Raw genomic sequence first — 12,484 nt, 5'->3', positions numbered from 1 at the left:
GTAGTTCTTCCCGAAATTGCAGATTAAAGTTTCAAAAGGTTCAATTTTATTTTTCGTAACAAGATATAATCAAATTAAATATTTCAAAATCATTAAGTCGATTTTATCAAATTATAAAATATTGTATCTTGCAATAAATATCTATAAACCCTTAACTGTTAACTAGTAATGAAAGTATGGCTGGCCGATGACGAGTCCGATTTGTTAAATGATTTTAAAGATTTATTTGTAGACGACAAAGACCTTAAAAAGGCAGGTAAGATTGAATTGGTAACTATCGCCAACCTAAACGAATTCCAAAATATGGTACAAAAGGTGGTCAACAAAAGTGAGCCTGTACCAAGTTTGATTTTCCTTGATCTTCGGTTCAGAACTATCAAAGAGGGATATGCTGCGTTAGATACAATAAAAAAACATAAAGATTCGCACATAAAGACGATCCCGTTGGTTATGTTCAGTTCCTCTCGTCAACCGGAAGAAGTGAAGACAGTTTATGAAAAATTAGCCAATGTATACGTGGAAAAAGGTGCTGAGAAATTTGAAAGATTTAAATCGGTGATATTACACTGGCATAATGAAGCCATCCTACCCAATTGATATATGGAATCGCAACGGAAAACACATTTCAACATCTTACATTTAGAAGACGATTATGATTATACTGAAGCCTTTTCCAAAGAGCTGGAGTATGCGCAGCAATATCAGGTCGTCCATATACCTGTAAGGAACGTGCCCGAAGCGATCAAAGCAGTTGATGAGCAACAAAATTTCGATTTGATACTGATCGATCTGAAACTTGCAGGCAATTCGAGTGGCCTTGAATTTATGAAGAATTTGCAGACCACTGGTAAAATGCTCAATGTTCCTAAAATCGTTATGAGCGATCTATCCGAAAAGAATGTCTCCATTGCTGGGCGTCAATATACTAGTCAGGAACTTTACAGCCTGGGAATGTCTAAATTTTTGCCCAAAGCAGTTCTTTTACAAGCAAAGAATCCCGATCATCTTATTCAGCTTCTCGTAAGTGAAACTTCTGCGGACTTATCGCTTACTGAAACCCAAAACGACACCATTAGTGGAGTGACAATCTTCAAATCGTTTTTCTACTTGGCTGTGTTCAGTATTTTTTTGATGCTCGGAGGAGCGTTGCTAAAAAATTATGCCATCCTGGTATGCGGGTCTGCTGGACTTACATTATCCTCATATTTGCTCTTAATCTCGCTAAAATTTCCTAAACAATCACATGAACAATAATGATGGCCAATCTGAATTTAAAAGTTGGTATAATTTAATTAAAGATAAGTCGCCGATGGGGGCAGTTGGGTTTGCGGCGATCTCAACGGGCTTGCTTTTGCTGATTTTAAGTAGTTCGATGACTGGTCGGGTTTCTGATGCGGTGTATTATACCGGCTGTGGGCTTTGCTGTATGGGCCTGTTAGCTTTTTTTTCAGGATTGGTTGTTATGGCGATAAAACAGCTTAATACGAAGTAGTTTAATGTTGAATACTGGGGAAAAAGCATATGAATTCAAGACCGCCTTTTTTGCTGGTTTCCAGTAGGTATTTACCGCGGTGACGTCGGATAATTGTCTTGACCCGGGCAAGGCCGTAACCAGATCCAGGTATATTATCGTCTGTTCTAACGCGGTATCCCATATCAAATACCAGTCTACGCTCTTCAGGTGGTATTCCAATCCCATTATCGGAAATGGTCACTGAGATCCATTCCTCTGGTCCCGTTATTTTATCAAAAAGATCGTCATAACTGGTTTTGAGACTACGCAGCCAAAGATTATCAAGAATGATTTCTATTTCTGCCTTCTGGCCCGGACGCCTATACTTAATGGCATTCTCGATCAGGTTGATATACATTACTAAAATGGAAGCCTGGTCCGCCCTCATTGAAGCGTTTCCACGAATAATAATGTCAGCTTCTGTTTCCATCCTGACCTGATACAGTGAATCAAGCGCATTCTGTGCATGAGTTACCATATTAGTAGGCCTGTACGTAAGCGCGTTGTCCTCACGCAATTCATACAATAGTCCCTCTAAAATTCTGTTAACCCGAAATACTGCAGTCCGAGCTTCTTTCAAACGAACCAGATCCCTTTTATTTTTGAGTTGATTATCAATCCCATTCTGCATATCCGAGATGGGCGCAATGAGCTTCGCAGTGATTTCTTCAGAGAGCGATAGCGGAGAATTGATTTTGTCTTCGCGGACCTGGTTGGTAAGGTCTTCTGCGTGATCATAGATTTGCCTTATCTGCTCCTTCCATCTTTCTACATCAAGTACTAGTTGATGATATCCTGCACCCTGCTCATTCAGTCGTTCTAACTCCCTGAGCGTGAGTGATAATTTAGAACCAATTGTGCCGACGGCACCTTTGATGTCATGTGATAATGCCTCTGCTACAGAGAACATATCATTCAGCGCTTCTTGGGAAATTTTGTTTTTTACCACAAACATCAAGCTCTTAATTAAGTGATTGAAAGGTTTAAATACTTCAGCTAGGCGGCGACGCATATACCGCAGTTTTTTTATTTTAATAAGAATCCCGTTAACCAAAGTAATCTATAACCTATGATGACAGTTGCATGGCAGATCACTTATGTTTTAACATAAAGATAGTAAAAAAGATTGCCTGAATTGTAATAATATATTCACATCCCGAAAATTTAAAATCTTTATTTTTAATGCTTTAAGAGCTTTTTATGAGGTACACTTAAGTGTTATGTACGGAATGTTCATAACTGTAGATCAATATTGTGCCGAGAAGATTAGCGCTTTTCTTGTCGATTTGCACAGATAGGTTTGCGGTCGCTCGGAACTTGCATCAGGGATTGCAATTTTATCCTGCAGAGCAGATACAAATGGAAAGCCCGAGCCGAAGGTGATGCCCGGATAAAAAGAATGAGGATATTGCGGTTCAAATTCAGCGCTGTATCCTTTGCTGATCAACTCGAAAAATTTAACGTTGGCTGGACTCCTGAAGAATTGTACTAGGAAAACAGGGATTATCGAACCGCTAGGGTGAATCAAGCGGCAGAGTTAGTTTACCTATTAAACAGCAAATTATGGGCAAAAAAAACCGGACAAACTTGGATTTAATCAAGCTGTCCTATTCGGTAGCGGGAACGGAACTCGAATAAAGCAACAGTATGAAAAATATCGACCTCGCTAACTTATAAAGTAACATACTTATGTAAGTCAATAACGGATAACTGAACATTATCTGACGTATTAAAACGAGTTGTTTTTAGTGATACCAAAACTACTAGCTGACTACCAATAATCACTTTGTTCTTCAAACATACGGCATAGTAGAGACCTATTAGATACCTCAGATAATGAGTTTGCATTATATTACTCATAATCAAACAATACGACATTTGGTACAAATCCCTCCCGCTCCGCAAAAAAACAAACCCTCATAAATAACTGATTTACAAATACTTAAAATGAACTATTTATAAAGCTTTTCAATTTCATTAACATCATATAAGATTGATTATCAACAACCTACATATCTAATACCTTACAGCCTTCCTCTTTCGATACACCACAATTAATTATTATAATTGAGTTAACTAAACTTTATTTATCAAGATCTGAAATTCATCTAAAGTAATCTTAACAATAAAATCTAAAAATGCCTTTTTCTTGATTTCTTCTTGATTGTCTAACTCTTTTTGAATGCAGAATGTTGTGCTTGTGTTTACTGATATTTTGATTCTTTTCGCTTTTCTTTTTTTCCATGACTTTATAAAATCTCAAATCACCAAAGAGTTTAACAACTATGTGGGTATTTCTAAAACTAATGTTTAAATCTATTTAAATGAGTAACCAAGCAGTTGATTATATAACTTAGAGAGGGGTGTCGTCGCGCAACCAGAAAATAATTTCTATATAGCTATCGGTAAGTAATGATATTTCAGCACCGAATTAAAAACAAACTTTCAGACTTAAAATTAAGTCATTTTTGATACAATCATATTACCTGAGGTGTGGATAACTTGGCAAGAGCAGGCATTATTTACCAGCATTTATTCTGTCCCGCTGTTTTAGAGCTTGATGAATAATCAAAGGTTTTGAAATGATGCAGACAAGTCTGGAGAGCTTTTTACAAATCATTTTCTTCCAAATAAACCATGTCTTAAATCTCTCATTTCATAGAATTTCAATCAGCACCTGCTTTTTCTTTTCGTCGATGTCCGCATAATCCTGATTTAGGCATTCAATATTGTAAACTGTTTTTGCGCCGTCAGAGTAAATATCAGCTGAATACAACGAACCGTTGCATGTAAAGCTCTTAAACCGAATACAAAGTTCATCGTTTGATGATTTGATATCATGGTTTTAAAGGTTTGCTGAAGACGGATAAATAAACTTTCCGGACTTTTCTATCATCACCCAAAGGGTATACAAATAGAGGTCTGTGTGATAATGATTCATCTGAAGCTGGCTTATTAGCGTCACCTTACGATATCGCGAACCTTGATCATTCCCCTGTTACAGTATCCATAAGTTAATTCAGCAATTTATACGATTATCTATATTTGCAGCCGCATCCAATTGATGTATAACACCAATTTCAATAAAATGGAAAAATTAGCAGAATTAAAGGCGCTCGTTGAGGCCGCAGAGAAAGAAGGCCAGGCTTTTTACGAAAAGAACAACAATGCAGCAGGCACCCGCTTCCGTAATGCCCTTCAGCAGATCAAGGCTTTGGCTACAGAACTACGTAAGGATGTCACCGACAAAAAGAACGCAGGTAAGTAAAATTAACAGGCGATCTGTTTTTGGAGCCTTGTCAACCGGCAAGGCTTTTTCTAAAACGGCACTGTCGGGCTTTATAGCGCATCGATAGCCACCGGCATCATTGAACCTGGACTTTCTGACGCATTACTTTTTGCAGAATAACTGGCGCCATCGCGTTTGATAACCCGGATATGTTTCTGTTCGGCAACCTTTATATGTCAGCACATGATCTAAATTGACAAATGTCAAAAAGTTGCTTTCGCAAGTAGCCTAAATTTGTTTCCGGAGTTCTTGATAAGCACGTAGATGTAAAATCGAGATTCGCCATTTAATATAACCCGCAAATAAAATTAATTTCACGTTGTATTTTGTGAAAGATGGATGCATTAATTGAACTGGTAGAAGTCTACGGATTGTGGATGATATTCATCATCACGCTACTGCAAAGTTTAGGGCTTCCGCTACCGGCGTTTGCTATTTTGATGGTGACAGCAGCTTTTACACCACTGGCCCCGACTGATATTGTTGCGCTGATGATTACGGGGGCAGCCGGCTCGCTGGCCGGGGACCTTATTTTATATTCAGCAGGTAAGCGATACGGCACCCGGATACTCGGCAGGCTTTGCAAAATTTCCATATCCCCAGATTCCTGTGTAAGCGGCAGCAGCGACCTGTTTGAACGTTTCGGGCCACCAGCCCTGGCCATAGCAAAATTTATTCCCGGCCTGTCTACCATCGCTCCGGTAGTGGCAGGGGTTTACAGAATGCGGCTAAGCCTGTTCGGTCTTTTTTCACTAATTGCAGCTATCCTTTACCTGGGCGCTGCCGTTTCCTTAGGCGCATTATTCCGGCATGAGATCAGCAGCATAATTTCAGCGCTTTCCGACTATGGAAAAATAGGTGGCCTGATCATCGCAGTTGCCTTCGGCTTATATCTTCTGGCAAAATGGGTAAAGCGAAAGCGGCTTATCAGGCAGTTTAACATTGACCGTGTGACGGTCAGTGACTTATATGAACTGATACAGGAGCAGTCCGGTCCGGTCATACTTGATGCGCGTCCGGCAGACCAGCGAACCAGGAATGGCTTTATTCCCGGTTCGATACTGATCGGTGATAATAACCTCAACGAAATAGCTGAACGGTTTCAGCGTAATCATGAAGTGATCATTTATTGCTCATGTCCAAACGAAATAACCGCTGCCCGATATGCTGAAAAGCTAAGAAAGGTTGGTTTGAAACGTATAAGGCCGCTGTTAGGGGGAATCGATGAATGGGCGAAATCAGGCGGAAGGGTTATGTTCGATCATATTCAGCAAACAGGACGATAAGGTTAGTCTGGACTGGCTTTCATATGAGTCCTGGATGACCACTGGATGTCACGAATGATGTTACTTTGCTCAGGCTATTAAAATTATAGCTGACTTAAATAATTAATTATGAAAATCTTAGTAATCGGAGGCACAGGACTCATTGGTAAAACAGTTTGTTATAAATTGAATAAAGCAGGTCATGAAGTTGTGGTTGGCGCACGTTCGGCAGGCGTCGATATTTTAACAGGAGAGGGATTAGCACAGGCTTTGGAAGGAACAGAGGTCGTGATCGACCTGTCAAATTCCGCTTCGCCTGATGATGAGACCGCTCTGAATTTTTTCAGAACAGCCGGCAAAAATATTGCAAGTGCTGAGAAGCTGGCGGGCGTCAAGCATCACCTGATTCTATCAATAGTAGGCACCGACCGTGCACAATATATAGGTTATCTCCGCGCCAAGAAAGATCAGGAAGATAATATCATCAATTCAGGCATTCCTTACACCATTATTCGTGCTACGCAGTTTCACGAACATATCGATACAATAATCTCCGTACAAGGTGAAGGTGATAAAGTATTCGTTTCGACGGTCGATTATCAACCGATAGCTGCCGAGGATGTAACAAATTATGTTGTGCAATTCGCGCTGGGTGAGCCAAAGCAGAAGATCGTAGAGATTGCAGGTCCTGAAAAGGCTCCAATGACAGACTTTGTAACTAAGTATCTGGAAACAACGGGCATCGAAAAAACAGTCGTTCCTAATGATGATGACAAATACATGTTTTTCGAAATTCCAAAGTCTTGCCTGGTTCCCACAGGCGACTTTTATAAAGGAGAAATGGATTTTGATACTTGGATAGAGAAAAACAAATAATCTTATTCTATCAATCAAAAGGCCGGCATTATAAGCCGGCCTTTTTTTATACCGTCATATGCCAAAACTACAAGGTATCTTTTAACGTCTGCATAAATTGAGCTATTTCAGACGGATTCAATGACGCAAAACCTAACCGAACACCGTTTATACGGGAATTGTATGGGTAGATGCTGCCATCGCTTAAAAATGCCCCTTTTCCCGCCATTCTCTCTGCCAGTAGCGTGACAGAATATTCTTTCGGAAAAACTGCCCAAACTGCCATTCCCCCTTTTGGTCTCTCAAAGTTTACGATGTCAGACGCTGCGATCTGCAAAGCGTCACAGAACAGGTCCCTTCTGTGTTTATATAATTCAACAGAACGCCGCAAGTGTTTTTGCATCTCACCCGAATTGAAGAGGTGAGCAATCGACTCTTCGAATAAAACGTCTCCCCTGATGTCTACCATTTGCTTAAGTTTGGCAGCCTGCCATATAAAATCACTGCTCCCGACGAGGTATCCCAAACGAACGGTTGGTGATAAGGTTTTTGATATTGAACCGATATATAATACATAACCACCATGAGCAGCACTTGCTAAAGGTAATATAGGGCTATTTTCATAGTGGAAATCATAATCATAGTCGTCCTCGATAACCGGGAGCTTGTATCTCCTGATGATATCCAGCAATTTTATTCTTCTTTCTCCACTGAGCGTCACCGTGGTAGGGTGGTGATGATGAGGAATCAGATACAATAGGTCCGGCTTCTGTGTACGGCATATTTCTTCAATTGCATCAACATCGATCCCATCATCGTCGATTCTGACCTTGATCAGCTTAGCACCAAGTTCTTCGAACAATCTGTTTGCCAAAATATAGTTAAGGTCGCCTACTACGACTGTACTTCCTGGTCGTAAAATCATTCTGGCGGCAATAAAGATCGCTAATTGTGCACCCTGGGTGATCAGGATATTGTCAGGACCTATATCCAGTGCCCTTGTTTTTGAAATAAAATCGGCGAGCTCTTTCCTGAGAAAAGAATTTCCCGCGGCTTGTTCAGTTAAAAGCGTACCGTGCAAATATGTTCTGCGTATCAGAGTTTTGTAACGATTAAATATCATATCGAAGGGTGCGATCCTTTGATCAGGATATCCGTCATTTATCAGCAGTTGGTACGCCTTTAGTTCACGTGATCCTTTAGGGGGGTCAGAGAAGCGATGATAAAAGTAGTGTTCTGTTTCCGGAAAAGACTTTTCGGGTTCTTCTTTCTGAAAAGGCTTTGGTTTGACCACTGGCAGCTTGTTGGATACGAATATGCCTTTTCTTTCAATCACTTCCAGCCAACCCTGGATTTTTAATTCTTCATAAGCCGCAACAATTGTTGTCCGGTTTAACTCCAGCATAAGTGCCATAGCTCTGGACGACGGAAGTTGATACCCTGGCTTTAATTTGGAATTTCTGATCAGATTGGTAAGTGCGTCGGCCAATTGACGGTAGACGGGTGTGGCGGATTTTTTATCGATGTAGAGCAGGCTGCTGAAAGGTAGTGTTTGGACTGCCATGATATTTGAGACTAAATAACGAGGATCTGTAAAACATGAGTTAATTTACGAAAAAACTAATTTATTCTTTCAAATCATGAATCATCAAAAAATATCTCAGGTGTTGCTATACACCTGAGATATCGCTGAGTCATCAATGGCGCACATCTAAAATTTCGATGGTATCAGGTGCAATACATTTGACACTCATCAATTTGCTGAAGTTTATGTAAAAACCGCAACTGGTATTTACTTCGATCTTTCTTTCATGAACTTTAATTCAAGCTTTTATCAAGTCGTCGTTGTCTGACAGAATGCGCCCCTCTACCTTTTCTGAGTTGTATCGATTTTTTTTTGCCTAAATAAATAAACAACCCGGTCACCGGCAGGGAAGCACTGATCAATCCAGCCAGAAACATGATGATTTGACCGCTTAATCCTGCGATCTGCCCGACGTGAATATCATAGTTCGTTCCTAACAGGACTAAGCCCGTACTTTTCTTTGTGTTAGGTAATTCCTTCAGGATTTTACCTGTGTACTGATCGATGGAATAAGTATCGCTGTAGCTGAAATGAAGTACCCGAGGATAACAGGTGTAAGATATCGGAGATTTTGGTAATACTCCAGGAGAGATCAGCATCATTTCGGTTTTCGGCGATCTTTTACGAGCATACAGGAAGCCGGCATCGATGGGCTGTATAACCACGATATTCTGTACTTTGGTTGTCGTGTCCGATGTATATTTCTTCAGTTCCTTTTTGTATTCCTGACCTCCGTTAGCTACCCAATAGATACTTTTGCTCAACCAGTCATATGACATGGAAAGTCCGCTGAATGCAAGAAGGAAACTAATGCTGAAAACATAAAATCCGATTACACTATGCAAGTCATAATTGACCCTGCGCCACCTGGTCTTCCATTTGATAGTCAGGCTTCGCTTCCGATCAAACTTTCGACGGGGCCACCACAAAACCAATCCGGTGATCATTATGATCATAAATATGATGGTCGACGCGCCGACAATCGTTTTTCCTATCGCCGGCGGAAAAAAACAGTAAAAATGTATGCTCTTTACCGTATTGAAGAAATTGTGCTTAAAATCCGGATCATCATGCATCAGGCGGCCCGTGTACGGATCGATAAACAGTGAATGCTGTACCTTACCGGTGTTAATACGTACCTGTGCGGTACGGTCAGGGGTGTAATAATTCACTAAGCTCACCTTGCCGTCCGGATATTTTGTCTTAGCGATAATAATGAGCCGTGAAGGCAGCAGCATATCCCCGCTCCCGCGGTTAACCTTCCTGTAGGAAAACAGGGCATCCTGTATCTGATCCTGGAAAGAATATACACAACCTGAAATACTGACAATAAACACCACCAGCCCGGACAGGAACCCGAGCCAGCGATGCATGAATAAAACTACTTTTTTAAACAAAGACATTCCCGGTCAATTAAAATCTGAAACTGATATTGGCAACGATCTCCCTCAGCATCTGCGGGTTCATAGTGGCGCTACCTACCCAGTAACGTTTGTTGCCGACGTTATTTATTTTCAGTCCTACCCGGTATTTAACCTGGTCATAAAAAACAGCTGCATTATAGACGGTATAGGAAGGCAAAATGAATTGTCCGTAAGTATTGCTGTTGATCGCGTAAACGTTGCCGGCATAGTTACCGCCGGCACCAAAACCAAGTCCTTTTACGAGGCCGTTGCTGAACCGGTAACTCATCCACAAATTAGCGGTACGCTCCGGGCCTGCATTTGTCGGGCGAAGGCCGGTCTGGGCCGTTGTGGTTTTCGTGTATACACTGTGATTATAAGCATAGCCTCCGATAATGTTAAGCCCGGGAAAAGGGTTGGCAACTGCCTCTATCTCTACGCCCTCACTGACCTGTGTACCGTTCTGTATGGAAGGGGCGGGATTAGCCTCATAAGGACGCACAATATCTGTTACCTTAATATGGTAATAGCTCACAGTACCGCTTATTCTGCCGCCAAGCAGGTCATATTTCACACCGCCTTCCGCCTGATTGGAATGTTCGGGTTTGAACGGTTTGCTTTCGAAGTCGGTCCCTGTTTTATTGCTAAATCCCGACTGGTAGTTGCCGAATACCGATACAAGCCCGGGGATAACCTGGTAAACCAGACCGAATTTCGGGGCGAGGGCCGTTTGCCCGTAACCGTCAGACGTCACGTTGGTGGAATTATTCAGGATCCCTTTATTTTCGAAGCGGTCAACACGCAGACTGATCAGCGCCAGGAAATTGTCGGTAATATTGAAAACATCCGATGCGTAGGCACTATAGGTATATGAATCATTTTTTGTGGTCAGTACGGTGCCTGCAGGGCGATTGGCATACGCTGAGTCTACTTTGCTTTCGTTGAAATTATAATAGGCGTTACCTGGGTTCGTGAGGCTCACGAAGTCAAAAAGATCGTTTATCCGTGTTGCCGGCGTCTTTGTCGTTACATAAGCAAAGCGGTTAAAGTTGATGTTCGTACGGGCGTGGAAATAATCGAGACCCACGGTCAGGCGGTTACGGAACTTACCTATTTTGAAATCACCAGTTACGTTCTCCTGCAGTTCAGCATTCAGGTCCGTTCCGTTCGGCGACCAGACCATACGCTCCAGGTATAGCGGATCCGTGTAGGAATTAACACCCGTCAGCGTTCTGACACTGCTGCCCGGTATTATATAGAAGTATGGTGCAGGCCCTTTCGATGTGCTGCTGGTCACACTGAAATTCGTCTGGGACTTCCAGCGGGAATTGAATACATAGTTCATCTGCCCGAAAACATTGGCATTCTGACCCGTTTTCATGACATCATTGCTGGAGAAAGTGCTTTTATAATTGACCGGGATCTGATCCGCCCGGTTTGCGCCGAATGCGCTGACATTAACGGTCGGGTACAGATAAAAATACTGGCTGCCCCCGCTCTGCAGCGTATTGAATTCGGCATCAACGCTGAAGTTAAGACGGTCATTTACCCTGTAGGATAAGGTCGGTGCCAGGAAAAAGCTCTTCCGGTAGCCGTTATCACTGAAACTGTTCTGATAATTATAAGCGGTATTTACCCTGAAAAGTACATTTCCCGCGCTATCCAGCGGCGTGTTGTAGTCCGCGCTGATACGGTTGAGCCCGTAACTCCCGCCATAATAGGAAACTTCACCGGCAGCGGCTTTGAAAGGCTTCTTGGTGACACGGTTGATCAGTCCTCCGTATGAGGTCAGCGTATTGCCGAATAAGGTGGCCGAAGGACCTTTGATCACTTCGATCGCTTCCACATTTACCGCATCTGCAATGGTCGTGATATTTCCGGCCAGTCCGTTACGCAGTCTTGCCTGGGTAGAAAAACCGCGAAGCACAAAATTGGTCGCACCTGATCCGGCCCTTCCGGTAGCATCGAACAGCTTGGTCACACCCGGAGCATTGCGCAGGGCATCGTCCAGGTTATTGATCTGCTGATCCCTCAGGAGTTCTTTACTGATACTCGTATACACCTGCGGGTTCTCCAGATTACCCAGCGGCATTTTGGCGACATAGTCACTTCCCTTACGGGTAAATTTATTTGTTCTTCCGGAACTGATGGTCACTTCCTGCAACGCACGGTTACTGATATCGAGTCTGACAGGGTCCAGCTGCGTGGTTTTTCCGGCTGTGATCTCAGCTGTCAGCTCTACCGGGGCGGCGCCTGTCTGGGATATCAGCAGGACGTAAGTACCCGGCTGGAGTTTCAATTCAAAGTTACCGTGATCATCTGTTGATGTACCTGATGCCTGTCCCTTAACGGTTACGGAAGCATTATCGGCATCTTTTCCTTCGGAAGTAAGCACTCTTCCCCTGACCGCTCCTCTATTGCCCTGGGCACAGACAGATGAAACAGATAACAAAAAAATGAACAGGCAGAGGCACTGGTTTCGTAGAAGTTTAATCATTTTTATTTAGACTAATTATAAGTTATAACAATGCCTGCGTTCATGAAAAACCATGCCAGACAATTAGATACTTGATA

At 42.2% G+C, this 12,484-nt stretch carries 10 protein-coding genes; 6 read left to right on the top strand and 4 right to left on the bottom strand.

Features of this window, described 5'->3' with window-relative positions:
- The first annotated feature begins 168 nt into the window (after positions 1–168).
- The 3 genes from BC343_RS24745 to BC343_RS24735 are packed head-to-tail and all read left to right on the top strand — an operon-like array spanning position 169 to position 1,492.
- Positions 169–597, top strand: coding sequence for a response regulator (locus BC343_RS24745; RefSeq protein ID WP_078350473.1), 429 nt, complete (start codon positions 169–171; stop codon positions 595–597).
- A gap of 3 nt (positions 598–600) precedes the next feature.
- Positions 601–1,254, top strand: coding sequence for a response regulator (locus BC343_RS24740; RefSeq protein ID WP_078350472.1), 654 nt, complete (start codon positions 601–603; stop codon positions 1,252–1,254).
- Positions 1,244–1,492 (top strand): hypothetical protein, encoded by a 249-nt coding sequence (locus BC343_RS24735; RefSeq protein ID WP_078350471.1) that lies wholly within the window; start codon positions 1,244–1,246, stop codon positions 1,490–1,492. Before BC343_RS24740 ends, BC343_RS24735 begins: the two co-directional genes overlap by 11 nt.
- A 1-nt stretch (position 1,493) precedes the next feature.
- Here the strand turns inward: BC343_RS24735 and BC343_RS24730 are convergent, their stop codons facing one another.
- Complete coding sequence (locus tag BC343_RS24730; RefSeq protein ID WP_078350470.1) at positions 1,494–2,525, bottom strand: sensor histidine kinase; 1,032 nt, start codon at positions 2,523–2,525, stop codon at positions 1,494–1,496.
- A 2,076-nt stretch (positions 2,526–4,601) separates the two neighbouring features.
- Here BC343_RS24730 and BC343_RS24725 point away from each other — a divergent pair.
- From BC343_RS24725 to BC343_RS24715, 3 genes are all read left to right on the top strand, one after another.
- On the top strand, positions 4,602–4,781 hold the full coding sequence (locus tag BC343_RS24725; RefSeq protein ID WP_078350524.1) for a histone H1: 180 nt from the start codon (positions 4,602–4,604) through the stop codon (positions 4,779–4,781).
- A gap of 356 nt (positions 4,782–5,137) precedes the next feature.
- The gene (locus BC343_RS24720; protein WP_078350469.1) at positions 5,138–6,088 is read left to right on the top strand and encodes a rhodanese-like domain-containing protein; all 951 of its coding nucleotides are present in this window, start codon (positions 5,138–5,140) and stop codon (positions 6,086–6,088) included.
- Between the two features lie 108 nt (positions 6,089–6,196).
- Positions 6,197–6,943 (top strand): SDR family oxidoreductase, encoded by a 747-nt coding sequence (locus BC343_RS24715; RefSeq protein ID WP_078350468.1) that lies wholly within the window; start codon positions 6,197–6,199, stop codon positions 6,941–6,943.
- A gap of 67 nt (positions 6,944–7,010) precedes the next feature.
- Here BC343_RS24715 and BC343_RS24710 read toward each other — a convergent pair whose 3' ends face one another.
- From BC343_RS24710 to BC343_RS24700, 3 genes are all read right to left on the bottom strand, one after another.
- On the bottom strand, positions 7,011–8,486 hold the full coding sequence (locus BC343_RS24710; RefSeq protein ID WP_078350467.1) for an aminotransferase-like domain-containing protein: 1,476 nt from the start codon (positions 8,484–8,486) through the stop codon (positions 7,011–7,013).
- Positions 8,487–8,740: 254 nt separating this feature from the next.
- Entirely contained in the window at positions 8,741–9,910 is a 1,170-nt protein-coding gene (locus BC343_RS24705; protein ID WP_078350466.1) for a PepSY-associated TM helix domain-containing protein, read from the bottom strand.
- Between the two features lie 10 nt (positions 9,911–9,920).
- The gene (locus BC343_RS24700; protein ID WP_078350465.1) at positions 9,921–12,407 is read right to left on the bottom strand and encodes a TonB-dependent receptor; all 2,487 of its coding nucleotides are present in this window, start codon (positions 12,405–12,407) and stop codon (positions 9,921–9,923) included.
- Positions 12,408–12,484 lie beyond the last annotated feature (77 nt).

Origin of the sequence: Mucilaginibacter pedocola, from assembly GCF_002013915.1 — a bacterium.
GTDB classification, from domain to species: domain Bacteria; phylum Bacteroidota; class Bacteroidia; order Sphingobacteriales; family Sphingobacteriaceae; genus Mucilaginibacter; species Mucilaginibacter pedocola.
This window is presented reverse-complemented; position numbering and strand designations above follow the sequence as displayed.